General features: G+C 66.0%; 20 protein-coding genes and 1 pseudogene. 5 read left to right on the forward strand and 16 right to left on the reverse strand.

Annotation, left to right across the window (positions count from 1 at the left end):
- From AC07NN_RS14290 to rpsL, 4 genes are all read right to left on the reverse strand, one after another.
- Positions 1-76, reverse strand: a 76-nt coding sequence (locus AC07NN_RS14290) for a hypothetical protein (RefSeq protein ID WP_334349513.1), incomplete at its 3' end; no start/stop codon positions are given.
- Positions 77-211: 135 nt separating this feature from the next.
- Positions 212-2,290: an elongation factor G gene (gene fusA / locus AC07NN_RS14295; protein ID WP_494641987.1), complete on the reverse strand. Its 2,079-nt coding sequence runs from the start codon at positions 2,288-2,290 to the stop codon at positions 212-214.
- A gap of 114 nt (positions 2,291-2,404) precedes the next feature.
- Positions 2,405-2,878 (reverse strand): 30S ribosomal protein S7, encoded by a 474-nt coding sequence (rpsG, locus tag AC07NN_RS14300; protein WP_047403744.1) that lies wholly within the window; start codon positions 2,876-2,878, stop codon positions 2,405-2,407.
- 11 nt (positions 2,879-2,889) lie between these two features.
- Positions 2,890-3,261 (reverse strand): 30S ribosomal protein S12, encoded by a 372-nt coding sequence (gene rpsL / locus AC07NN_RS14305; RefSeq protein ID WP_004624021.1) that lies wholly within the window; start codon positions 3,259-3,261, stop codon positions 2,890-2,892.
- Between the two features lie 23 nt (positions 3,262-3,284).
- Between rpsL and AC07NN_RS14310 the strand changes: the two are divergent.
- Both AC07NN_RS14310 and AC07NN_RS14315 read left to right on the forward strand, forming a co-directional pair.
- Positions 3,285-3,530 (forward strand): annotated as a pseudogene (locus AC07NN_RS14310) (hypothetical protein).
- 146 nt (positions 3,531-3,676) lie between these two features.
- Positions 3,677-4,453, forward strand: a complete 777-nt coding sequence (locus AC07NN_RS14315) for a hypothetical protein (protein ID WP_494641995.1) — start codon at positions 3,677-3,679, stop codon at positions 4,451-4,453.
- Positions 4,454-4,459: 6 nt separating this feature from the next.
- Here the strand turns inward: AC07NN_RS14315 and AC07NN_RS14320 are convergent, their stop codons facing one another.
- On the reverse strand, positions 4,460-5,014 hold the full coding sequence (locus AC07NN_RS14320; protein ID WP_494641998.1) for a TetR/AcrR family transcriptional regulator: 555 nt from the start codon (positions 5,012-5,014) through the stop codon (positions 4,460-4,462).
- A 146-nt stretch (positions 5,015-5,160) separates the two neighbouring features.
- Here AC07NN_RS14320 and AC07NN_RS14325 point away from each other — a divergent pair, with 146 nt between their 5' ends.
- Entirely contained in the window at positions 5,161-5,646 is a 486-nt protein-coding gene (locus tag AC07NN_RS14325; RefSeq protein WP_494642000.1) for a DinB family protein, read from the forward strand.
- 3 nt (positions 5,647-5,649) lie between these two features.
- Here AC07NN_RS14325 and AC07NN_RS14330 read toward each other — a convergent pair whose 3' ends face one another.
- On the reverse strand, positions 5,650-6,981 hold the full coding sequence (locus AC07NN_RS14330) for an aminopeptidase P N-terminal domain-containing protein (RefSeq protein ID WP_494642002.1): 1,332 nt from the start codon (positions 6,979-6,981) through the stop codon (positions 5,650-5,652).
- Positions 6,982-7,133: 152 nt separating this feature from the next.
- On the opposite strand from AC07NN_RS14330, the gene AC07NN_RS14335 reads away from it, so the two are divergent.
- On the forward strand, positions 7,134-7,487 hold the full coding sequence (locus AC07NN_RS14335; protein ID WP_494642004.1) for an ElaB/YgaM/YqjD family protein: 354 nt from the start codon (positions 7,134-7,136) through the stop codon (positions 7,485-7,487).
- Positions 7,488-7,602: 115 nt separating this feature from the next.
- On the opposite strand, the gene rpoC is transcribed toward AC07NN_RS14335, so the two are convergent.
- The 9 genes from rpoC to AC07NN_RS14380 form a co-directional block, all read right to left on the reverse strand.
- Positions 7,603-11,793 carry a DNA-directed RNA polymerase subunit beta' gene (rpoC, locus tag AC07NN_RS14340; protein WP_494642007.1) on the reverse strand — a complete coding sequence of 1,397 codons (4,191 nt, stop codon included), beginning with the start codon at positions 11,791-11,793 and terminating at the stop codon, positions 7,603-7,605.
- 101 nt (positions 11,794-11,894) lie between these two features.
- Complete coding sequence (gene rpoB / locus AC07NN_RS14345) at positions 11,895-15,965, reverse strand: DNA-directed RNA polymerase subunit beta (RefSeq protein WP_494642009.1); 4,071 nt, start codon at positions 15,963-15,965, stop codon at positions 11,895-11,897.
- Between the two features lie 345 nt (positions 15,966-16,310).
- Positions 16,311-16,472: a hypothetical protein gene (locus tag AC07NN_RS14350; RefSeq protein WP_494643951.1), complete on the reverse strand. Its 162-nt coding sequence runs from the start codon at positions 16,470-16,472 to the stop codon at positions 16,311-16,313.
- A 33-nt stretch (positions 16,473-16,505) separates the two neighbouring features.
- Entirely contained in the window at positions 16,506-17,528 is a 1,023-nt protein-coding gene (locus AC07NN_RS14355) for a WD40/YVTN/BNR-like repeat-containing protein (protein WP_494642011.1), read from the reverse strand.
- Between the two features lie 10 nt (positions 17,529-17,538).
- Entirely contained in the window at positions 17,539-17,913 is a 375-nt protein-coding gene (locus AC07NN_RS14360) for a response regulator (RefSeq protein ID WP_494642013.1), read from the reverse strand.
- Positions 17,910-19,088, reverse strand: coding sequence for a sensor histidine kinase (locus AC07NN_RS14365; RefSeq protein ID WP_494642015.1), 1,179 nt, complete (start codon positions 19,086-19,088; stop codon positions 17,910-17,912). Before AC07NN_RS14365 ends, AC07NN_RS14360 begins: the two co-directional genes overlap by 4 nt.
- Positions 19,089-19,306: 218 nt before the next feature.
- Positions 19,307-19,687: a 50S ribosomal protein L7/L12 gene (gene rplL / locus AC07NN_RS14370; protein WP_494642017.1), complete on the reverse strand. Its 381-nt coding sequence runs from the start codon at positions 19,685-19,687 to the stop codon at positions 19,307-19,309.
- Positions 19,688-19,733: 46 nt separating this feature from the next.
- A complete protein-coding gene (gene rplJ, locus AC07NN_RS14375; protein ID WP_492815307.1) occupies positions 19,734-20,252 on the reverse strand; it encodes a 50S ribosomal protein L10 in 519 nt (172 codons plus the stop codon).
- A 330-nt stretch (positions 20,253-20,582) separates the two neighbouring features.
- Positions 20,583-20,990, reverse strand: coding sequence for an SRPBCC family protein (locus AC07NN_RS14380; protein ID WP_494642019.1), 408 nt, complete (start codon positions 20,988-20,990; stop codon positions 20,583-20,585).
- A 122-nt stretch (positions 20,991-21,112) separates the two neighbouring features.
- Between AC07NN_RS14380 and AC07NN_RS14385 the strand changes: the two genes are divergently transcribed.
- Positions 21,113-22,459 (forward strand): alpha/beta fold hydrolase, encoded by a 1,347-nt coding sequence (locus tag AC07NN_RS14385; protein WP_494642020.1) that lies wholly within the window; start codon positions 21,113-21,115, stop codon positions 22,457-22,459.
- Positions 22,460-22,462: 3 nt separating this feature from the next.
- Here AC07NN_RS14385 and AC07NN_RS14390 read toward each other — a convergent pair whose 3' ends face one another.
- Complete coding sequence (locus AC07NN_RS14390) at positions 22,463-23,284, reverse strand: hypothetical protein (RefSeq protein ID WP_494642022.1); 822 nt, start codon at positions 23,282-23,284, stop codon at positions 22,463-22,465.
- Between the last annotated feature and the right edge of the window lie 50 nt (positions 23,285-23,334).

Below are 23,334 nucleotides of genomic sequence, written 5' to 3' on the forward strand. Positions count from 1 at the left end.
TCTTGCCATGGTCAACGTGACCAATCGTGCCGATGTTGCAGTGCGGCTTATTACGTTCGAACTTTTCCTTGGCCATCTTCTTAGCTCCAGGACCCCAGAACCCTTCGAGAAAACGGGGGGGCCTTCAATAGGTTGAACTTCTGGGGTGGTAGCGAGAGGGTCCGCGAGGAACCCTCTCTGTCTCTAACCCACGCTTTTCGTTGGGAAAAGCTTAGGCGTACTTCTTGATCACTTCGTCGGCGACGTGTTGCGGCACCGGATCGTAGTGGTCGTAGACCATGCTGAACTGAGCGCGGCCTTGCGACATGCCCCGCAGGGTGTTCACGTAACCGAACATGTTGGCCAGCGGGACGTAGGCGTTCACGACAGTCGCGTTGCCGCGCATGTCTTGACCCTGGATCATGCCACGGCGGCTGTTCAGATCGCCGATGACCGAACCCAGATACTCTTCCGGGGTCACGACCTCGACCTTCATGATCGGCTCGAGCAGCTTCGGAGCGCCCTTTTCGCGCAGCTCCTTGAAGGCGGCGCGCGAGGCGATTTCGAAGGCCAGGACCGACGAGTCAACGTCGTGGAACTTGCCGTCCGTCAGGGTCGCCTTGAAGTCGATCAGCGGGAAGCCGGCCAGCAGGCCGTTGTCCTTGACCGATTCCAGGCCCTTTTGGACGCCCGGGATGTATTCCTTCGGCACGGCGCCGCCGACGATGGCGCTTTCGAAGATGAAGCCCGAACCCGGCTCGCCCGGCTCGAAGGTGATCATGACGCGGGCGAACTGGCCCGTACCACCGGTTTGCTTCTTGTGCGTGTAGTCGATGTCGACCTTGCGGCCCAGCGATTCACGATAGGCAACCTGCGGCGCGCCGATGTTGGCTTCGACCTTGTAGGTCCGCTTCAGGATGTCGATCTTGATGTCCAGGTGCAGTTCGCCCATGCCCTTCAGGATCGTCTGGCCGCTTTCGAAGTCGGTCGAGACGGTGAAGGACGGATCTTCGGCGGCCAGCTTCTGCAGGGCGACGCCCAGCTTCTCCTGGTCGGCCTTCGACTTGGGTTCGACGGCGATCTCGATGACCGGAGCCGGGAATTCCATGCGCTCCAGGATGACCGGCGACTTCAGCGGGTCGCACAGGGTGTCACCCGTGCGGGTGTCCTTCAGGCCGGCCAGGGCGACGATGTCGCCGGCATAGGCTTCCTTGATGTCTTCGCGGTTGTTCGAGTGCATGAGCAGCATGCGGCCGACGCGCTCTTTCTTGTCGCGCGTCGAGTTCAGCAGGCCCATGCCCGTTTCCATCTTGCCCGAATAGATGCGGCAGAAGGTCAGCGAACCGACGAAGGGGTCGTCCATGATCTTGAACGCCAGAACCGACAGCGGCTCTTCGTCCGAGGCCTTGCGGGTGGTCTCTTCTTCGGTCTTGAAGTCGATGCCCTTGGTCGGCGGGATGTCCACCGGCGACGGCAGGTAGTCGACGACGGCGTCGAGCAGGGGCTGGACGCCCTTGTTCTTGAAGGCCGAGCCGCAGAGGATCGGATAGAAGGCGCCCGTCAGAACGGCCTTACGGATGCACTTCTTGATGGTGGCTTCCGACGGCTCTTCGCCGCCCAGGTAAGCTTCCATGGCTTCGTCGTCGAGTTCGACGGCGTTCTCGACCAGATAGGCGCGGGCTTCCACGGCCTTGTCCAGCAGGTCAGCCGGGATTTCTTCGTCGCGATAGGTCGCGCCCAGGCCGTCGTTGTCCCAGACCACGGCCTTCATGCGGACCAGGTCCACCAGGCCCTTCAGGGCGCTTTCCGAACCGATCGGGAATTGGATCGGAACGGCCTTGGCGCCCAGACGGTCGCGGATCGACTCGACCGACTTGTCGAAGTCGGCGCCGATCTTGTCCATCTTGTTGACGAACACGATGCGCGGCACGCGGTACTTGTCGGCCTGACGCCAGACGGTTTCGGTCTGCGGCTCGACGCCGGCGTTACCGTCCAGCACCGTCACGGCGCCGTCGAGGACGCGCAAGCTGCGCTCGACTTCGATGGTGAAGTCGACGTGCCCGGGGGTGTCGATGATGTTGAGGCGCTTGTCGTTCCAGAAAGCGGTCGTCGCGGCCGACGTGATCGTGATGCCGCGCTCTTGCTCCTGCTCCATCCAGTCCATGGTCGCGGCGCCGTCGTGGACTTCGCCGATCTTGTGCGACTTACCGGTGTAATACAGGATCCGCTCGGTCGTGGTCGTCTTACCGGCGTCGATGTGCGCCATGATGCCGAAGTTGCGGTAGTCTTCGATTTTATGCGTGCGGGGCATAGCGATCGCTCTGCGAAACGGGGCGGCCCTGGACGGACACGACCGGGATTAAACGTGCGGCGCGGGCGGTTTATCTCAAACCGCCCGCGCCTGAAAGAGTGCTGGTAAGAAAGGTTACCAGCGGTAGTGCGAGAACGCCCGGTTGGCTTCAGCCATCTTGTGCGTGTCTTCGCGCTTCTTCACGGCGGTGCCGCGGTTGTTCGAAGCGTCGAGCAGCTCACCGGCCAGCTTTTCGGTCATGGTGTTTTCGCCACGCTTGCGAGCGGCGGTCACCAGCCAACGGATGGCCAGGGCGCGGCGACGGTCCGGACGGACTTCAACCGGCACTTGGTAGGTGGCGCCGCCAACGCGACGCGACCGGACTTCGATCGCCGGGGCGACGTTGTCCAGAGCGGAGTGGAAGGTTTCCAGCGGACCTTGGTCCTTGCGCTTGGATTCCAGGATGTCGAAAGCACCATAGATGATGTTTTCGGCGACGGCTTTTTTGCCCTCGTACATCACGTAGTTCATGAACTTCGTGACGATCAGATCCCCAAACTTGGGGTCCGGCAGGACTTGGCGTTTCTCGGCGCGACGGCGGCGGGACATTCTTCTTTTCCTTACTTCGGACGCTTGGCGCCGTAGAGCGAACGACGCTGCTTACGATCCTTGACACCTTGGGTGTCGAGGACGCCGCGCAGGATGTGATAACGGACGCCGGGCAAATCCTTGACGCGGCCGCCGCGGATGAGCACCACCGAGTGCTCCTGCAGATTGTGACCCTCGCCCGGAATGTAGCACACGGCTTCGATGCCGGTGGTCAGACGGACCTTGGCGACCTTACGGAGAGCCGAGTTCGGCTTCTTCGGGGTCGTGGTGTACACGCGGGTGCAGACGCCGCGACGTTGGGGGCAGCCCTTCAGGGCCGGCACCTTGTTCCGCACCGGCTTCGGAGAGCGCGGCTTACGGATGAGCTGGTTAATGGTAGGCATTAAGTCTCTGCTCTGATGGAAGCGTGTGCCTTTCGGCCGGGGCGCTTCAGGTCCTTGTCTTTGTTGTTCTTGGTTCAAGGCTCCGCTTGGAGACCCGATAAACACGAAACTCGCCGGAGCGCGGGAAGCACGCCGACGGGTTCTCCGCCATAAGAACGGAAGCTCATCAGGACGCACGCGAACGCACGCCTCGAAAAAGAGCGCGGTATGTACTCGCGAAGCCGGCCAACGTCAACCGCCTGTTCCTGCGTCGGTTAACGCCACCTTAAGGCCAAGTTCGCGGCCCTGTTTTCGCCACTCAAGGCTGCACCGTTGCACGCTGCAATAAAGCGCCTTGTTTCCGCCTCCGCTCGCGCCATGTGGGAGGCCTGGACGAGGGGCGCAAGCGCCGGTCGGAGGGTGGGTGAAGGTCAGCGTGAAGGCCAGGAGCGACAACCGGCGACGGGCGACGATTCTCGCCGGTTCGCTGCTGTTGCACGTAGTGCTGCTGGCCTGGCTGGCCCTGCCCGTGCCGCCGCTGCTGGAGAACATTCTCCCCGACGACCTGCCGATCGTGACCGTGGACCTGTTGCGCCCCGAGCGCGAGGACCAGGCCCGGCCGCGCCCGGCGCCGGCCTCGGCGGCTAGCGCGCCCTCCCCCGTCCTGCCCTTCGAGGTCCGCCAGCCCGTGCGGCCGATCCCGCCCGGCGTGCCGACACTGAGTGTTCCCGCCACGCCGACCGCCGGCGCGGCCAGGCCCGGAACCGCCATCCGCCCCGCCCCGCTGCCAGGCGAAGGCGCGGGCGACCTGCGCTCTGCCCTGCGCAGCAGCGCCACCGGCTGCGTCAGCGCCGACGTCGTGGGCCTGAACCGCCGCGAGCGGGAGAAGTGCGACGAGCGCTTCGGCGCCGCCAAGGCGAAGGGCGATCCGACCATGGCCATGGACGCCGACAAGCGCCGCGCCTTCGACGCCCAGGCCGCCGCGCAGGAAGCCTATCGCCGCTACCAGGAAGCGCCCATGGGCCCCGGCGTCGACCATCGCAGCCGCACACACCCCGGCACGATGAAGGAGATCCCCTTCGTCCTGGGCGCCCAACAGGACAATCTGGGCCGCGAGCGCAAGGACGTGGTCGACCAGATCCGCAAGGAGAAGGACAGCGAGGACCGCGCCCGCAAGTTCCTGGACCTGCAGAAGAAGGCGGGGCGGCAATAGCCGCCTCTAGACGAGGTAGCGCAGCACCAGCCGCGCGGCCTCGTCGACGACCGCCTCGTCGGCCAGGATCTCCGGCCGGTGCAGCACCGCCGTGTGGGTCAGGGCCTCGATCGAGGTCACGCAGACGAAGGCGGCCAGGTCGCGGTCGACGGCGCGGACCTCGTCGGCGTGGTCTTCGAGATAGGCGCGGAACAGGGCGTAGGTCTCGCGATTGAAGGCCTCGACATCCTCCAGCGCGCCCACCCGGGGGACCTGTTCGGAGAGCGCCCGGTGCAGCACCGGGTCCAGGCGATGGGCGTCGATGGCGGCCGCCACCAGCCGACGCACCCCGACCTCGAGCGGCTGGTCCGCCACGTCGGCCAAGGCCTCGCGCACGACCGTCATCAGGTCGCGGTTGTGGCGCTCGATGACCGCGACGACCAGCGCCTCCTTGCCAGGGTAGTACTGATAGAGCGAGCCTACGCTGACGCCGGCCTCTTCGGCGATGCGGTTGGTGCTGGCCTTGTCGAAGCCCTCCCGCACCAGAATGCGAGCGGTCGCCTCGACCAGGGCGTCGACCATCGCCCGCGACCGCTCCTGCGACGCGCGTTTCCGGGGACTTGTGAGCGGGCCGCGCGCCACGTCGGACGCCTCCTGGATGCGAGTAGGAAATACGAGCTATCGCTCGCATATTCGAGCCTTACCCGTCGCATGACAAGGAGCGATCGATGACCCGCCAGACCCACGCCCAGCTTATCGAGATCAAGCGCTGGGCCGACCGGGGGCTCTACGACGCGGTGCGCCAGAACCTGGACCGGCTGACCCCGGAGGAGACGGCGATCATGCTGCGCATCCTCGACCACATCCATGCGGTCGACCGGATCTTCCAGCACCACCTGCAGGGTCTGCCGCATGCCTATGGCGCGGCGCGGTCGGAGACGTTGCCGGACTTCGAGACGCTGGCGGCCAGCGCGCGGGAGGTCGACGATTGGTACGGCGCCTATGTCGCCGGCCTGACGGCCAAGGACCTGGAGCGCTCGATCGACTTCGTCTTCACCAGCGGCAAGCCCGCGCGCATGCGGCGCGGCGAGATCCTGCTGCATGTCTGCCTGCACGGGACCTATCATCGGGGCAACGCCGGCGCGCTGCTGCAGCTTCGCGGCCTGACGCCCAGCCGCGACGCGATCACGGACTATCTGGAGGACGCGGCCTAGCCCCTATCGGGCCATGAAGGCCTCGATCTCCTGGGTGGTGCGCGGCACGCCGGTCGAGAGGCGCTCGGCGCCGGTCTCGGTGACCAGATACAGGTCCTCGATCCGGATGCCGTAGTTGGCCGATTGCAGATAGAGGCCCGGCTCCATGGTGATCACCGAACCGGCCGGGATCGGCTGGGTGGTGTCGCCCGGGTCGTGGACGTCCAGGCCGACATAATGGCCCAGGCCATGGGTGAACTCGTCGATGCGGCCGGCCTTGCGGAACACCGCCTTGGCCGCTTCGGCGAGGTCTTCCAGATAGGCGCCGGCCTTCAGCCTGGCGACGGCGGCGGTCTGGGCCTCCAGCACCAGGTCGTAGAGGACCTTCTGCTCGGCCGTGAACTTGCCGGAAGCCGGGAAGGTGCGGGTGACGTCGCAGGCATAGCCGCCGACCGCGGCGCCGGCGTCAATCAGGATCAGCTCGCCGCCGTGCACCATGCCGGTCGCCGTGGCGTAGTGCAGCGAGGCGGCGTTGCGGCCCGAGCCGACGATGCTGTCATAGGCCAGGCCCGTGCCGCCGGCGCGGCGGAAGGCGCTCTCGACGATGAACCGCAGCTCGCTCTCGGACATGCCGGGCTTGGCCTGTTTCATGGCGGCGAGGTGGCCGGCGCGGGTCGCGTCCATGGCCTTGCGCATCATCTCCAGCTCGCGCGGCTCCTTCACGCAGCGCAGGCGGGGCAGGACGCCGCTGTCGTCGCGGATGGCGCAGCCCGGCACGCGCTGGGCGACCTTGCCGTACAGCTCCAGCGCCGGGGGCACGGGCGCGTTGGCCGAGGCGATGGGCCCCAGGAACCGCAGCTCCTTGGACCGCGAAGCCAGGGCCGTCACTAGGCCGCCCAGGGCCGAGGTGCGCATGACACGCTGGACACCGACGCGCTGCTCGATCAGCGCGCCGAGCGGCACGCGCTCCTGGTTCCAGCGCTCGCTCTCCACGTCGCGCGAGGGCAGCAGCAGCCACTCCTTCACGGTGCGCTCGGTCGGGGCCAGGACCAGGATCGCGCCGGGCTCGTCGACGATGCCGGTCAGCCAGGCGAAGTCGCCGTTCTGGTAGAAGGGCGGCGAGACCGGGGCCTCGCTAGGCGTGGCGCTGGCGCCGTAGATCACCGCCACCCCGGTCTTCAGCTGCTCCATCAGCCTGGCGCGGCGGGCGCGATAGACGTCGGGCGAGAACGGACTGGTCCCGGCCGGCGTGGCGTAGCCGGCGGGCGGCAGGACCTGGGCGGCGGCTCCCGACACCAGGCCGACAACCAGGGTGGCGCTCGCGCCCGTCAGCAGGCTGCGACGATCGAATGACATGGTGATGGCTCCCCTTCGCCGCGAGGTTGGCATGGGCCACACCTGCCCGGCAAGCGAGCGCGATAATCGCGGAACGCTCCTGGTCGGGGCGGGTTGTGGAAGGCGTCCGGCGCGTCTCGCGCCAGTTCCCCTTCCCGCCACGAGGTTCGACCATGACCGACTATGCCGACAGCCTGACCGACACCTCCAACGGCGTCGCCCAGACGGCCTCCCGCGCCCGCGACAAGGTCGAGCCCAAGCTCAAGGCCGTCAGCGGAGCCGCTCACGAGGCCTATGACAGCCTCCGGGACGTGGCGGCGGACGCCGTGGACGAAACCCGCGCCCGGGTGAAGGACTTCGCCGCCCAGGCCGCCGACCGCCTCCAGCACCGATACGGCGACCTCGAGACCTGGGTGCAGGCCAAGCCCGCCCAGGCGCTGGGCGTGGCGGCCGGCGTCGGTATCGTACTGGGCCTGTTGCTGAGCGGGCGTTCGACCAAGACCGTCTATCGGCGCGCCCCGCGCTGAGGCGCTTGGGCTAGGCTGAAAAAGGAAGGCCCGGGAGCGATCCCGGGCCGACCCGCACAACGAAAAAGGCCCGGGATCGCTCCCGGGCCTTTCCGTTAGTCAGTCAAGCCAAAGCCTATTCGCTATCCGCGAGCGCGATCTCGGCCGGCAGCGGCTCCATCGCTTCTTCACGCTGCTGGGCCAGTTGCTCGTCGCGCTTGGCGGCGACGCGCTGCAGGCTGCGCAGGTAGGAACCCGTACCGGCGGGGATCAGGCGACCCACGATGACGTTTTCCTTCAGGCCTTCCAGGGTGTCGGTCTTGCCGTGCACCGAGGCTTCGGTCAGGACGCGGGTCGTCTCTTGGAACGACGCGGCCGAGATGAAGCTCTTGGTCTGCAGCGAGGCCTTGGTGATGCCGAGCAGCACCGGCTGGGTCACAGCCGGACGACCGCCGCGAGCAACCGCCTTGTCCTGTTCCTTGTCGAACTCCGGCTTATCAAGGTGGTCGCCCTTGATCAGGCCGGTGTCGCCGGGCTCGAGGATCTCGACCTTCTGCAGCATCTGACGAACGATCGTCTCGATGTGTTTGTCGTTGATCGGCACGCCCTGCAGTCGATAGACCTCCTGGATCTCGTCGACGAGGAAGTTCGCCAGGGCTTCGACGCCCAGGATGCGCAGGATATCGTGCGGATCCGGGTTGCCGTCGATGATGTACTCGCCCTTGGAGATGTAGTCCCCGTCGTGGACGGCGATGTGCTTGCCCTTCGGGATCAGGAACTCGACCGCCTCGGCCTGGTTGCCATCGGCGTCGACGTCCGGCGTGATCTTGATCCGGCGCTTGTTCTTGTAATCCTTGCCGAATTCGACACGGCCGTCCATTTCCGCGATGACCGCGCAGTCCTTCGGACGGCGGGCTTCGAAGAGTTCGGCGACGCGCGGCAGACCACCGGTGATGTCCCGGGTCTTGGCGCCTTCGGTCGGGATACGCGCGATGACTTCACCCGGCTTCACTTCGTCGCCGTCGGCGACGGAGAGAATGGCGCCGGCCGACAGGAGGTAACGCGCCTCGCCGCCGTTCGACAGACGCTTGTACGAGCCGTCGTCCGACAGCACGCCCATGGCCGGACGCAGGTCCGAACCGCGGGCCGAGGTGCGCCAGTCGGCGACCACGCGCTGGGCGATACCGGTCGCTTCGTCGACTTCCTCGCGGATGGACAGGCCATCCACCAGGTCTTCGGCGCGGATCTTGCCGGCCACTTCGGTGATGATCGGGGTGGTGTAGGGGTCCCAATCGCCGAGGCGCTGGCCGCGCTTGACCAGGTCGCCGTCCTTGACCCGCAGGCGGGCGCCGTACGGCGGCTTGTAGGTTTCGCGCTCCTTGCCGTCGACCAGCACGCTGACCGAGGTGTTGCGGCTCATGATGACCAGCGCGCCGTCGGCGCCGACAACGGTCGGGCCGATCACGCGGACCGTACCCTCGTTGGAGGCTTCGAAGAACGACTGCTCGGCCACCTGGGCGGTGCCGCCGATGTGGAAGGTACGCATGGTCAGCTGCGTGCCGGGCTCACCGATCGACTGGGCGGCGATGACGCCGACCGCTTCACCGATGTTCACCGGCGTACCACGGGCCAGGTCGCGGCCGTAGCAGGCGCCGCAGACGCCGATCTTGGCTTCGCAGGTCAGGACCGAGCGGACCTTCACCGACTGCACCACGGCCGCCTCGATGGCGTCGGCGATGTTCTCGTCGATATAGGTGTCGGCCGGAACGACCAGCTCGCCGGTGCCCGGATCCTTGACGTCCTCGGCCGTGAAGCGGCCCAGGACGCGCAGGCCCAGCGAGACCAGCACGTCACCGCCCTCGACGACGGCGCGCAGGGTGATGCCCCGCGTGGTGCCGCAGTCTTCCTCGACGATGATGCAGTCCTGCGCGACGTCGACCAGACGACGGGTCAGGTAACCCGAGTTGGCCGTCTTCAGCGCGGTGTCGGCCAGACCCTTACGGGCGCCGTGGGTGGAGTTGAAGTACTCCTGAACGGTCAGGCCTTCCTTGAAGTTCGAGACGATCGGGGTCTCGATGATCTCGCCGGAGGGCTTGGCCATCAGGCCGCGCATGCCGCCCAGCTGCTTCATCTGGGCTTGCGAACCACGGGCGCCGGAGTGGGCCATCATGTAGATGGCGTTGATTTCCTTCTCGCGGCCGTTCTCGTCCTTATGCTTCATCTGAAGCTCGGCCATCATCTCGTCGGCGACGCGATCGGTAGCCTTGGCCCAGGCGTCAACGACCTTGTTGTACTTCTCGCCCTTGGTGATCAGGCCGTCGGCGTACTGTTGCTCGTACTCTTCGGCCAGCTTCTTGGTTTCATCGACGATCGCGGTCTTGCGGACCGGGATGATGATGTCGTCCTTGCCGAACGAGATGCCCGCCTTGGCGGCTTCCTTGAAGCCCAGACCCATGACCTTGTCGGCGAAGATGACCGTCGCCTTCTGACCGCAGTGGCGGTAGACGATGTCGATCAGATTGCCGATTTCCTTCTTGGTCAGCGCCTTTTCGATCAGGCGGTGGCCAATCTGCGGGTGATGCGGCAGCAGGGCGGCGATCTTCATCCGGCCCGGCGTGGTGTCGATCACCTTGCGCAGCAGAACGCCTTCCGGAGTCATCTCGGTGTGACGCGCCTTGATCTTGGCGTGCAGCGAGATGACGCCCGCGTCCATGGCGGCTTCGATTTCACCCAGGTCGGCGAAGATCTTGCCTTCGCCCGGCTCACCCTCGCGGGCGACCGACAGGTAGTACAGGCCCAGGACGATGTCCTGCGACGGCACGATGATCGGGCGACCGTTGGCGGGCGACAGGATGTTGTTGGTCGACATCATCAGGACGCGCGCTTCCAGCTGAGCTTCCAGGCTCAGCGGGACGTGCACGGCCATCTGGTCGCCGTCGAAGTCGGCGTTGAACGCGGCGCAGACCAGCGGGTGCAGCTGGATGGCCTTGCCCTCGATCAGCTTCGGTTCGAACGCCTGGATGCCCAGACGGTGAAGCGTCGGGGCGCGGTTCAGCAGCACCGGGTGCTCGCGGATCACCTCTTCGAGGATGTCCCACACCTGCGGCTGCTCACGCTCGACCATGCGCTTGGACTGCTTGACGGTGCCCGACAGGCCCTTGGCGTCCAGACGCGCATAGATGAACGGCTTGAACAGCTCCAGAGCCATCTTCTTGGGCAGGCCGCACTCGTGCAGCTTCAGCTCCGGACCGACCACGATGACCGAACGGCCCGAATAGTCGACGCGCTTGCCCAGCAGGTTCTGACGGAAGCGGCCTTGCTTGCCCTTCAGCATGTCGGCCAGCGACTTCAGCGGACGCTTGTTGGCGCCCGTGATGACGCGACCGCGACGGCCGTTGTCGAACAGGGCGTCGACCGACTCCTGCAGCATCCGCTTTTCGTTGCGGATGATGATGTCGGGCGCGCGCAGCTCGATCAGGCGCTTCAGGCGGTTGTTACGGTTGATGACCCGGCGATACAGGTCGTTCAGGTCCGAGGTCGCGAAGCGGCCGCCGTCCAGCGGCACCAGCGGACGCAGTTCCGGCGGGATGACCGGAACGACCGTCAGCACCATCCACTCGGGACGGTTGCCCGACTCCTGGAAGGCTTCCAGGATCTTCAGGCGCTTGCTGAACTTCTTCTGCTTCATGTCCGAGACGGTGCCGGACAGCTCTTCGCGCAGACGCTCGGCCTCTTTCTCGAGGTCGATGGCCTTGAGCAGGTTCTGGACGGCCTCGGCGCCGATCTCGGCGGTGAAGCTGTCGTCGCCGTACTCTTCCTGGGCGCGCATGTAGTCGTCTTCCGACAGCAGCTGGTGCTGCTTCAGCGGGGTCAGGCCCGGCTCGGTGACGATGTAGTATTCGAAGTACAGGACGCGCTCGATGTCCTTCAGCGGCATGTCGAGCATCATGGCGATACGCGACGGCAGCGACTTCAGGAACCAGATGTGGGCGACCGGCGAGGCCAGTTCGATGTGGCCCATGCGCTCACGACGGACGCGGGCCAGGGTGACTTCAACACCGCACTTTTCGCAGATGATGCCCTTGTACTTCATGCGCTTGTACTTGCCGCACAGGCATTCGTAATCCTTGGTCGGGCCAAAGATACGGGCGCAGAACAGGCCGTCACGCTCGGGCTTGAACGTGCGGTAGTTGATGGTCTCGGGCTTCTTGATCTCGCCGAACGACCACGAACGGATCTTTTCCGGCGAGGCCAGCGAGATGCGGATCTGGTCGAAGGTCGGAGCGGCCTGGACCGGATTGAAGATGTTCAGGACTTCCTGGTTCATCTTGATTCCTTCTGCGGGGACTTCCCGCGAAAATTCAAAGTTGGAGAGTGGGCTGAAGAGGGCCCCTCCCCCGCTGTCTCAGCGGAGGAGGGAGATCCGGATCAGCTGTTCTCCAGCTCGACGTTCAGGCCGAGCGAGCGCATTTCCTTGACCAGCACGTTGAAGCTTTCCGGGATACCGGCTTCGAACGTGTCGTCGCCACGGACGATCGACTCGTAGACCTTGGTCCGGCCGGCCACGTCGTCGGACTTCACCGTCAGCATTTCCTGCAGGGTGTAGGCCGCGCCGTAGGCTTCCAGAGCCCACACTTCCATTTCCCCGAAGCGCTGACCGCCGAACTGGGCCTTACCACCCAGCGGCTGTTGCGTGACGAGCGAGTACGGACCGATCGAACGGGCGTGGATCTTGTCGTCGACCAGGTGGTGCAGCTTCAGCATGTAGATGTAGCCGACCGTGACCGGACGCTTGAACTGCTCGCCGGTCAGACCGTCGAACAGGATCGACTGACCCGACTTGTTGACGCCGGCCATTTCGAGGTGACCCTCGATGTCGTCCATGCGCGCGCCGTCGAACACGGGGGTGGCGATCGGAACGCCCTTGCCCAGGTTCTTGGCCAGCTCGACCAGGCCTTCTTCGGTGTCCGGCAGTTCTTCGTCCGGGCCGTAGATGTCGCGCAGGCGCGTCACCAGGGCTTCCTTCTGACCACCGTGCTGCCAGTCTTCCAGCAGGTTGGTGATCTGCTTGCCGAGGTTGGCGCAGGCCCAGCCCAGGTGGGTCTCGAAGATCTGACCGACGTTCATGCGCGAAGGCACGCCCAGCGGGTTCAGAACGACGTCGACGTGCGTACCGTCGGCGAGGAACGGCATGTCCTCGATCGGCAGGATGCGCGAGATGACGCCCTTGTTGCCGTGACGGCCGGCCATCTTGTCGCCCGGCTGAAGCTTGCGCTTCACGGCCACGAAGACCTTGACCATCTTCATGACGCCCGGGGGCAGTTCGTCGCCGCGCTGTAGCTTGTCGACCTTGTCTTCGAAACGACGGTCGAGGCGCTTGCGGTTCTCGTCGAACAGGCGGCGCAGCGACTCGAGTTCGCCCATCGCCTTTTCGTCTTCGAGCGCGATCTGCCACCACAGGCCCGAGGCGACCTGCGACAGGCCCTCGACCGTGATCTCGCCGCGCGACAGGCCCTTGGGACCCGACAGAGCGACCTTGCCGATCAGCAGTTCCTTCAGACGGCCCGAGATGTTGCGGTTCAGGATCGCGAACTCATCGTCGCGGTCCTTGCCCAGGCGGTCGATCTCGGCGCGTTCGATAGCCAGAGCGCGCTCGTCCTTGTCGACGCCGTGACGGTTGAACACGCGCACGTCGACGATGGTGCCGGCGACGCCCGGGGGCAGGCGCAGGCTGGTGTCGCGGACGTCCGAGGCCTTTTCACCGAAGATGGCGCGCAGAAGCTTTTCTTCCGGCGTCATCGGGCTTTCGCCCTTCGGCGTGACCTTGCCGACCAGGATGTCGCCCGGCTGGACTTCGGCGCCGATCGCCACGATGCCGGCTTCGTCGAGGTTGCGCAGGGCTTCCTCGCCGACGTTCGGGATGTCGCGGGTGATTTCTTCCGGACCCAGCTTCGTGTCGCGGGCCATGACTTCGAATTCCTCGATGTGGATCGAGGTGAAGACGTCGTCACGGACGATGCGTTCGGAGATCAGGATCGAGTCTTCGAAGTTGTAGCCGTTCCAGGGCATGAACGCGACGAGCGCGTTGCGGCCGAGGGCCAGTTCGCCCAGCTCGGTCGACGGACCGTCGGCGATGATGTCGCCGGCGACGATCCGGTCGCCAACCTTCACCAGCGGACGCTGGTTGATGCAGGTCGACTGGTTCGAACGCTGGAACTTCGACATCCGGTAGATGTCGACGCCCGAGCGGGCCGCGTCGGTTTCTTCGGTGGCGCGGATGACGATACGGGTACCGTCGATCTGTTCCACGACGCCGGTGCGCTTGGCGATGACGACGGCGCCCGAGTCACGGGCGACGACGGCTTCCATGCCGGTGCCGACCAGCGGGGCGTCCGACTGCACCAGCGGCACGGCCTGACGTTGCATGTTCGAGCCCATGAGGGCGCGGTTGGCGTCATCGTTTTCGAGGAACGGGATCAGGGCGGCGGCCACCGACACGACTTGGCGCGGCGACACGTCCATCAGGTCGACCGTCTCCTTTTGCAGGAGGGTCGGTTCGCCGTTGATGCGGCCCGGAACCAGGTCTTCGACGATCTCGCCGCCGGTCACGTCGATGTTCGACTGAGCGATGACGTGCTTGGATTCCTCCATCGCCGACATGTAGACGACTTCGTCCTGCGGCTTGCCGTCCTTCACGCGACGGTACGGGCTCTCGATGAAGCCGTACTTGTTGACGCGAGCGTGCGTGGCCAGCGAGTTGATCAGACCGATGTTCGGGCCTTCCGGCGTTTCAATCGGGCAGATGCGGCCGTAGTGGGTCGGGTGAACGTCGCGGACTTCGAAGCCGGCGCGCTCACGCGTCAGACCGCCCGGGCCGAGGGCCGAGAGACGACGCTTGTGGGTGATTTCCGACAGCGGGTTCGTCTGGTCCATGAACTGCGACAGCTGCGAGGAGCCGAAGAATTCGCGGACGGCGGCGGCGGCCGGCTTGGCGTTGATCAGGTCGTGCGGCATCACGGTGTCGATGTCGACGGACGACATGCGTTCCTTGATGGCGCGTTCCATGCGCAGCAGGCCGACGCGGTACTGGTTTTCCAGCAGCTCACCGACCGAGCGAACGCGACGGTTGCCCAGGTTGTCGATGTCGTCGATTTCGCCGCGACCGTCGCGCAGGCCCACCAGGACCTTCAGCACGGCCAGGACGTCGTCCTTGCGCAGGATGCGGACTTCGTCCGACACGTCCTGCTCCAGGCGCATGTTCATCTTCACGCGGCCCACCGACGACAGGTCGTAGCGCTCGGCGTCAAAGAACAGCGACTTGAACATCGCTTCGGCCGCTTCAACGGTCGGCGGCTCGCCCGGACGCATGACGCGGTAGATGTCGAACAGCGCGTCTTCGCGGACGGCGTTCTTGTCCACGCGCAGGGTGTTGCGCATGTAGGCGCCGACCGTGACGTGGTCGATGTCCAGCACGTCGATGGTGTCGAAGCCTTGGTCGGCCAGGGCCTGGATGGCGGCCACGTCCAGCTCGTCGCCGGCTTCCGAATAGATTTCGCCGGTCGAGAAGTTGACGGCGTCGCGGGCCAGGTAGCGGCCCGTCAGGGCTTCCGGCGCCAGCAGCAGGGTCTTCAGACCGCCGTCGGCGAACTTCTTGGCCTGGCGAGCCGTGATCTTGGTGCCGGCCGGAGCGACTTCCTCACCCGTGTCGGCGTCGACCAGCGGGAACTCCGGCTTCACACCGCGCCAGCGCTCGGGCTTGTACGGGGTGGCCCAGCCACCGGCGCGCTTTTCGAACGGGACGACATCGTAGAACGTGGTCAGGATCTCTTCGCCGTCCATGCCCAGGGCATAGAGGAAGGTCGTGGCCGGCAGCTTGCGGCGACGGTCGATACGGACGTAGACGATGTCCTTGGCGTCGAACTCGAAGTCCAGCCACGAGCCGCGATACGGGATCACGCGGGCGGCGAACAGCAGCTTGCCCGAGGCGTGGGTCTTGCCCTTGTCGTGATCGAAGAACACGCCCGGCGAGCGGTGCATCTGCGAGACGATGACGCGCTCGGTGCCGTTGACGATGAAGGTGCCCTTGTCCGTCATGAGCGGGATATCGCCCATGTAGACGTCCTGCTCCTTGATGTCCTTGACCGAGCGGGCGCCGGTTTCTTCTTCCGTTTCGAACACGATCAGGCGCAGCTTGACCTTCAGCGGCGCGGCGAAGGTCATGTCGCGCTGAATGCACTCTTCAACGTCGTACTTGGGCTCTTCGAATTCGTACGAGACGTATTCGAGCACGGCGCGCTCGTTGAAGTCCTTGATCGGGAACACCGACTTGAAGACCGCCTCGACGCCCTCGTCGCGGCGCTGGCCCGGACGGACCTCGCGCTGAAGGAACTGCTCGTAGGAGGAGCGCTGAACCTCGATGAGGTTCGGCATCTGCACAGCCTCGGGAATGCGGCCGAACGACTTCCGGATCCGCTTCTTGCCGGTGAAGGATTGCGCCATGTTGTTTCCCTGCGGCGCGGACGGAATCCGCGCGTGAATTCGAATGTACCTAGCGTCCACCCTCGCCGCTCGCCTGTTCAGGGAGCTGCGGACGCTGGAATTCCCCTGTCGGGCGACCGGGATCGGAAGCCTGACGGGCGCCCCTTCGCGCGGATCGGAGGGCGGCTGATCGCGCCTCGGGGCGTAATACGGACGCGCGTAGGCGCTCCGCCGATGTAATCGTGAACGCGGGGATATAGGGGAACAGCGCGCGGAAGAAAAGGGGGATTCGTAAATGGCCGTAAATAGGCTCTTGCGAATTCCGTCAGCCTTGCACGGCTAGGCTTTCGACGATCGCCGTTCTGCCTAGGACGTTCGCTTCAGCGCCTTCATGGCCAGCGAGACGCCCAGGGCGATCAGGCAGACGAAGAACGCGACCTTGGTGATCGCGCCGGCCACGTCGACGACGAAGCCGAGAACCCCGAACAGGATCATGAGAACGAGCAGAACGCCGGCGATCTTGAGCATGGGGAACGAACGTAGGCCGCCCACGCGAGTTCCCTAGGCCTTCCAGAGCCCGATCGTCCCCTTGGGTCCGCACAGCACGGCGGATTTCTCGGACGTCAGACGCACACTGTTCAGCGGCGCTTCCGAGACTCGCTCGAACGCCCCGCCCTTGCGGCTGACGATCGTGCCGGCCAGGCCCGTGGCCATGACGGTCGAGCCCTTCACCGAGATCCCCGACAGATAACCGGCCGGCGCGGCGACCGCCTCGAACGTCAGGGCGCCCGGCGCCAGCCGCGCCAGGTTCACGCCCTGGGCCTTGGGGTTCTTGTAGTCGCCGCCGCAGACCCACAGGGTCCCGTCCTTGGCGAAGGTCGTGGCGAAAGCGCCTTTCGAGGCGGCGTCGGCCAGGATCGGCGTGTCCAGCGCCACGAACACCCCGCCGCCGCCACGCGACAGATAGACCCGCGCCTTGCCCGCGCCTCCCGTGCAGAAGGCGACCTGGCCGTGGCGGCCGATGGCGACGCAGCCGTTGCTGGCGGCGAAGGCCCCCTCGTTCGGCGCGGCCAGCGGTACGCCCTGCTCCGGCAAACGGCTCCAGGTCTCACCGCCGTCGGCGGTATAGAGCACCGTGAACCGGCCCTGGGTCGGATCGCCCAGGATGAAGCCGCGCTTGCCGTCGGCGAAGTCGATCGAGTCCCAGAAGCCGTCGGGGTCGAGGTTGGCGAAGCTCTGCGTCCAGCGCTTGCCGCCATCACGGGTGCGCCACAGCTGCGAAGCCCCGCCCGGACCGGCGCTCATGGCCAGCACGTGATCGTCGTCGAAGGCGTGCAGCCCCCGGAAGTCCAGGCTCTCGGCCCCGACGATCCGAACCGCCTCCTGTCGCTCGCCCTTGCCCCGGATCAGCCAGCCCTTGGAGCCCGACGCCCAGTAGCTCTTGCCGCCCGTCGGCGAGAGGCCGCGCAGTTCGCTGTCGGCGACCGAGGCAGGGATGCGCAGACCGCTGGCGACAGCGGGCGTAGCGGCCAAGGCGGCGAGGCCGCCGGCCAGGGCGCGGCGTCGATCGAACTCAAGCGGCATATGGGCAATCCTAGGCGGTCATCGCCGTTTCGATGGCCAGTCGAAGTTGCCGATCCGAGACAGGTTTGAACAGTAGTCCCGCGGGACGCCCGCCGTTTATCCGGTCGATCGTCGCCTGCTCGCGCGAGCCGGTGACGAAGATGACCTTGGCGCCGCCTTCCTGGTGGATCGCCAGGGCGGCGTCGACGCCGTCCTTCTCGCCCTGCAGACGCATGTCCATCAGGATGATCGTCGGCCGATGCTCACGGCTCAGAGCGACAGCCTCGTCGGCGGTGGCCGCCGTGCCGCAGACGCTGAGACCCATGCCTTCCACCTGCATGCAGAGCCCCTGAGCGATCAGGAACTCGTCATCCACCACCAGCACGGATCCGTTCAGGTTGGTCATCTGGGGCCTGGTCCCGGAAATCTCATCTCACCGCGAACGCCCTGATCGCGAGTCAGGTTCAAGGTTCCGCCCAGTTGTTTCACCAATCCCTTTACGATCGTCATGCCCAGGGAATTGCCACCGGTTTCCGCGCCGTCGACGAACCCGGACCCATTGTCGCAGACGACTAGGCCGACCATGCCGTCCTCCAGCGGCTCCAGGACCACCTCGATGGCGCCCTCACCGCTCGGGAAGGCGTGCTTGAGCGCGTTGGTGACCAGTTCCGTGACGATCAGGCCCAGGGGGATCGCGAAATCCAACCCGACGGCCATCGGCGCGGCGCGCACCGTCAGCGCGATGTTCCGCGTGGCGCCGCTTTCGACCAGGTTGCGCGTCAGCTCCTCCAGGAACGGCGCGATGTCGAAGGTCTCCAGGTCGTGGGATTCCATCAGCTGGTGGTGCACCAGCCCCAGGGCGTAGAGGCGGCCGCGCAAGCCTGCCAACGCCTCCTTGGCCTTGGGATCGCTCATGCGGCTGGCCTGCATCACCAGCATGCCGTCGATGATCTGCAGGTTGTTCTTCACCCGGTGATAGACCTCGCGCAGCAAGAGGTCGCGCTGGGCCAATGCGGCCGTGCGCTGCTCAAGGGCCTCGGTCAGGCGGGCGTTGACCTCTTCCAGCTCGGCTGTCCGCTCGGCGACCCGGCGCTCCAGATCCTGGTTGACCTGGCGGATCTCCACCTCGCTCTGGCGCAGCAGGGCCTCGGCCCGTTCATGGTCGGCGACACTGGCGGCCAGGTCGGCGTTCAGCCGCTCCAGCTGGGCGGTCGAGGGCAGGGCCGCCGCCTTCGGAATCAGCGGCCACAACAACGCCGCCGTGGCCACAGAAAGCGCGGCGGTCACCGCCTTGATGACCCCCTCCACGCCATAGGCTGGGAACCACAGGGTCAGGATCGACCATAGATGGGTCGTCCCGCAGGCGAGGATGAAGCCGACGAACAGATAGCCCACCCAGCCGTACTGCAGGTCAGGTCGCCGCCGGACGAACGAGGCGATGGCCAAAGGGATCGAGAAGTACGAAAGGCCGATGATCGAGTCGGCGATGACGTGGGTCGCCACCAGTCCCGGCGCCCAACTCAGGCAGAACCCGTGCGGCGTCAGCCCCGAGGGGTTCATCAGCCAGTCCCAGATCGGCATGTGCGCCCCCTCGATCACGCCATGGCGGACCGGCGGCAGGGATCGGCGCTACGGCGCGCCCCTCGCCTGATCGGTCCACGAATACGTGCATCTGAGCGCGTCGCGCGAGTAATGTCGAGAAGGCGACATCCAAAAGAAAACGGCCCCGGAGGTTTCCCTCCGAGGCCGCTTCCGGCAGTTCCAAAAGGAACCCAGTCCCCGCGAAAGCGGGGGCCAGATTACTTCACTTGGACCTTGGCGCCGGCTTCCGTCAGCTTCTTGGCGACTTCGTCGGCTTGAGCCTTCGAGACGTTTTCGACGACGTTCTGCGGAGCGCCTTCGACCAGGTCCTTGGCTTCCTTCAGGCCGAGGTCCGGACGGACGCCGCGGACTTCCTTGATCACGTTGATCTTCTTGTCGCCGCCGTCGACCAGGACAACGGTGAACTCGGTTTGCTCTTCAGCAGCTTCAACCGGGGCGGCCGGGCCACCAGCAGCGGCGACGGCGACCGGAGCGGCGGCCGAGACGCCCCACTTTTCTTCCAGCAGCTTCGACAGTTCAGCGGCTTCCAGCACCGACAGGGTGGACAGTTCTTCGACCAGCTTTTCGAGCTTCGACATGTGTCAGTTCCTTAGAGAGATTGGGATAGATTTGCGGGGATGACCGTTACGCGGCGTCTTTGGTCGCGTAGGCATTGAAGACGCGAGCCAGCTGGGCGGCCGGAGCCTGCAGGACGCCAGCGATCTTGGTCGCCGGAGCCTGGATGAGGCCGATAAGCTTGCCACGCAGTTCGTCCAGCGACGGAAGGGTCGCCAGAGCGCGAACGGCGCTCTCGTCCAGCACGTTGGTCTGGTCCAGGACGCCACCGACAATCTTGAGCTTGTCGTTTTCTTTGGCGAACTGCACCGCGATCTTCGCGGCCGAGACAGCGTCCGGGCCGTAGGCGATGGCGACCGGGCCGGTGAAGAGCGTGTCGCCCTTTTCACCGAGCGAGCCGTCCAGAGCCTTGAGGGCCAGGGTGTTCTTCACAACCTTGATCGCGGCGCCTTCCTTGCGGAGGCGAAGACGAAGGTCGGTCATTTCCGCAACGGTCAGACCCATGTAGTGGGTCACGACGACAGCGCCGGCATCGGCGAAGACGCTTTTCAGCGACTCGATCGATTCCTGCTTTTGAGCGCGGTCCATTGCGGTCTCCTACTCAATAACAGCGGCCGGACCATTCCGGCAGCCAGATGCGGTCCCATGCGGAATTGCTCCCGCTTGCGAGTCGCATATGCCTGTTTCAAGGAAAGTCGGCCGCGTTCCGGTCTCGGACCGGCCCTCAATGAAGAGGAGGCCACGAGCAGGAAGACTTGGCGTCTCTATCCCTGTCTCCCGACGGCGAGGAAGGGCTCTTCCTCGATTACGGCGTTGGTGACCCCACGCCCCGTAGTTCTCAAACAGGTTCTTCGTCGGACCGGAGTCCGTCGAAGAGGCGGGCCGTATAGACGAAGACGGGCGGGATATCAACCCGCCCTATTTGGCCGCCCCGTCCAACCGCTTCTTCATCGCCTCCAGGCCCATGCCCATCATCGTCCCGACCGTCTCGGCCGCCGCGTGCGGCAGGACGTCGGCGGTCCAGACGGCGCGGGCGCGGCCTTCGCCGGCGTCCTCGACGGTCATGACGCCGTTGTGGTGGACCAGACGCTCGCTCTGGACCGTCCAGACCAATCGGCGGCGGATGTCGTCGAGATCGACGATGACCTCCTTGGCCCGCATGCCATTGCCGAAGGTCACGATCCGCGCCGCGCCGTCGTCGACCATCTCGGTACTGGTCACGAAGCCCGGACACAGGCGTTCGTGGATCCGTCCGATGTCGCGCACCGCATCCCAGACCGCCTCCGGGCTCGCGTCGATCAGGATGTCCTTGTGAATCGAAGCCATGGCGTCCTTCCCTGTCCTTGGCCGTGTCGTTGAACGTCTGGAATAGCAACGCACCGCGCCAACCCGTGGCAGCAGCCCGCGAACTCGTGCTCTATGGGCGTCAGGTTTCGAGGGGAATTTCCATGCGTCGCACCGCCGTCGCGCTCAGCGCGCTCCTGCTGGCCATCGCCGGTCCGGCCCTGGCCGAGCTGAGGTCCCCGCCGACGCCGAGGGCCGTGGTCGCCGACACCCCGCGCGACGCCAAGACGCCCGCGACCATGGACGCCTTCGCCATCAAGACCGGCGACGCCCAGGTGAACGCGGTCTTCTACCTGGCGGCCGGCGATCAGCCGCATCCGACGATGCTGTTCCTGCACGGCTTTCCCGGCAACGAGACCAATATCGACCTGATGCAGGCCGTGCGCCGCGCCGGCTGGAACGTGCTGAAGATCAATTATCGCGGCTCATGGGGGAGCCCCGGGACCTTCTCGTTCGCCAATTCCCGCGTCGATGCGGAAGCGGCGATCGACTTCCTGCGCGACCCGGCCAATGTCGCCAAGTACCGCATCGACCCGGCCCGCATCGTCGTGGCCGGCCACAGCATGGGCGGCTTCATGGCCGCCAGCGCCTCGGCCGCGCGGCCGCAGGTGGCCGGCACGATCCTGCTGGACGCCTGGAACATCGGCGGCGATCCGCGCTTCACGCCGGACCTCGACCGCAAGAAGGCCGCCGACGCCATGCGGCCCGACACCGTGCCGCTGGCCGGGACCAGCCCCGAAGCCCTGATCGCCGAGATCGAGCGCGACAAGGCCAGACTGGACCTCGCCGCCCTGACCCGCGACATCGCCAAGCGCCCCCTGCTGCTGGTCGGGGCTCAGTACGGCGTCGGCAAGATGACCACCGCGTTGGCCGACGCCGCGCGGGCGGCCGATCCCGGCAATGTCGTCGAGACCCAGTTGCCCAGCGACCACGGCTTCTCCGACGCCCGCATCGCCCTGGAGAGCGAGGTGCTGCGCTGGCTGGCGCGGTTCGACCCGACCATCATGCCCGCCGGCTCGCGGATCCCGCTGAAGGCGGCCTATGACGAGGCCAACCCCTTCGCCCGGATCATCCGCGGCGAGCTGCCGGCCTGGAAGGTCTATGAGGACGCCGACGTCCTGGCCTTCATGGATCGCGCTCCGCTGGAGGCCGGCCACGTGCTGGTGATCTCCAAGACCTCCAAGGCCCGCACCATCCTGGAGATGGCGCCGGCGGACCTGGCCAAGGTCATGACCGTCGTCCAGAAGGTCGGCCAGGCCGAGGTCGACGCCCTGGGGCTGGAGGGCTTCATGGTCCTGCAGAACAACGGCGTCGGCCAGAGCGTGCCGCACCTGCATATGCACGTGATCCCGCGCATCGCCGGCAAGCCCGCCTACCTGGCCGACAACGCTCCCGCCGACCCGAAAGACCTGGAGGCCATGGCCGCCAGGATCCGGGCGGTCATCAAGTAGCCGTCAGACGCCCATCATCTGCTTGACCGTGGCGTGCCAGTACGGCGTGTCCCACAGCATGTGGACGGCGATGGTGAACGGCGCGGCGACGGCCAGCCACACCCAGTAGGCGCGGTGGACGCGGCGGTTGCGGAAGACGTCCCACAGGACCATCGGGGCGAGCGCCAGCAGCACGTAGAGGTCGGACGCGACCGGGCTGGCCGGCATCGTCGTCGGCAACCACGTCATCCGATCGAAGGCGGCCGGCAGGGCGACCGCGATCGACAGGATCATCATCCGCTTGTGGAAACCGGGATCGGTCGCCCGCGCCCGCACGCCGAGGAACACCAGGATCGCGAACATGAAGCCGACGCGTCCCTGGACCAGCATGATGTTCTCGAGGAACGTCAGCAGCTCCAGCACCTGGGGCCTGGCCTGCGGCGGCGCCAGCGTCAGCCCGCCGTGGACCTGGTGATAGATGGTGGGAATCAGCACGAACCCGACCACCACCAGCGCCGCCGCCAGCGCGGCGCCCGCCAGGCCCAGCAGCCGATGGTTGGCGACACGGCCGGTCGCCACCAGCGAGGTCTGGGTGAGCAGCAACAGTAGATAGGAGCCCATCAGGACGGCATGCAGATGCAGCACCAGAGGGAACGGCGGTCGCTGCCCGGCCTCGACCGTGGCGATCTTGGCCAGCGAGTCCGGAATGAAGCCGACAAGCACATAGACCACGAAGCTCGCGGCCATGAACACGTAGATCCAGCGGTCTATGAAGGCCGTGCGTTCGCCGGACAGCACGTCGGGTCGCGCGCCGACAACAGCAGGCGCCTGGTCGATGGTCGTCATGGGATCCCTCCCCCCGGAGTGGAGCGGAGAGAGTGCTCGCCGAACGCCAT

Source organism: Caulobacter sp. GW821-FHT09H08 (assembly GCF_059415885.1).

Excerpts from the sequence above, each read along its gene's own strand:
- AC07NN_RS14320 (WP_494641998.1), bottom strand. The coding sequence starts at position 5,014 with ATGGTCGACGCCCTGGTCGAGGCGACCGCTCGCATTCTGGTGCGGGAG.
- AC07NN_RS14390 (WP_494642022.1), bottom strand. The coding sequence starts at position 23,284 with ATGACGACCATCGACCAGGCGCCTGCTGTTGTCGGCGCGCGACCCGAC.
- fusA (WP_494641987.1), bottom strand. The coding sequence starts at position 2,290 with ATGCCCCGCACGCATAAAATCGAAGACTACCGCAACTTCGGCATCATG.
- rpoC (WP_494642007.1), bottom strand. The coding sequence starts at position 11,793 with ATGAACCAGGAAGTCCTGAACATCTTCAATCCGGTCCAGGCCGCTCCG.
- AC07NN_RS14365 (WP_494642015.1), bottom strand. The coding sequence starts at position 19,088 with ATGCCGATCTGGGACTGGCTGATGAACCCCTCGGGGCTGACGCCGCAC.
- AC07NN_RS14355 (WP_494642011.1), bottom strand. The coding sequence starts at position 17,528 with ATGCCGCTTGAGTTCGATCGACGCCGCGCCCTGGCCGGCGGCCTCGCC.
- AC07NN_RS14360 (WP_494642013.1), bottom strand. The coding sequence starts at position 17,913 with ATGACCAACCTGAACGGATCCGTGCTGGTGGTGGATGACGAGTTCCTG.
- rpsL (WP_004624021.1), bottom strand. The coding sequence starts at position 3,261 with ATGCCTACCATTAACCAGCTCATCCGTAAGCCGCGCTCTCCGAAGCCG.
- AC07NN_RS14380 (WP_494642019.1), bottom strand. The coding sequence starts at position 20,990 with ATGGCTTCGATTCACAAGGACATCCTGATCGACGCGAGCCCGGAGGCG.
- AC07NN_RS14385 (WP_494642020.1), top strand. The coding sequence starts at position 21,113 with ATGCGTCGCACCGCCGTCGCGCTCAGCGCGCTCCTGCTGGCCATCGCC.
- AC07NN_RS14350 (WP_494643951.1), bottom strand. The coding sequence starts at position 16,472 with ATGCTCAAGATCGCCGGCGTTCTGCTCGTTCTCATGATCCTGTTCGGG.
- AC07NN_RS14325 (WP_494642000.1), top strand. The coding sequence starts at position 5,161 with ATGACCCGCCAGACCCACGCCCAGCTTATCGAGATCAAGCGCTGGGCC.
- AC07NN_RS14335 (WP_494642004.1), top strand. The coding sequence starts at position 7,134 with ATGACCGACTATGCCGACAGCCTGACCGACACCTCCAACGGCGTCGCC.
- AC07NN_RS14330 (WP_494642002.1), bottom strand. The coding sequence starts at position 6,981 with ATGTCATTCGATCGTCGCAGCCTGCTGACGGGCGCGAGCGCCACCCTG.
- rplL (WP_494642017.1), bottom strand. The coding sequence starts at position 19,687 with ATGTCGAAGCTCGAAAAGCTGGTCGAAGAACTGTCCACCCTGTCGGTG.
- rpsG (WP_047403744.1), bottom strand. The coding sequence starts at position 2,878 with ATGTCCCGCCGCCGTCGCGCCGAGAAACGCCAAGTCCTGCCGGACCCC.
- rplJ (WP_492815307.1), bottom strand. The coding sequence starts at position 20,252 with ATGGACCGCGCTCAAAAGCAGGAATCGATCGAGTCGCTGAAAAGCGTC.
- rpoB (WP_494642009.1), bottom strand. The coding sequence starts at position 15,965 with ATGGCGCAATCCTTCACCGGCAAGAAGCGGATCCGGAAGTCGTTCGGC.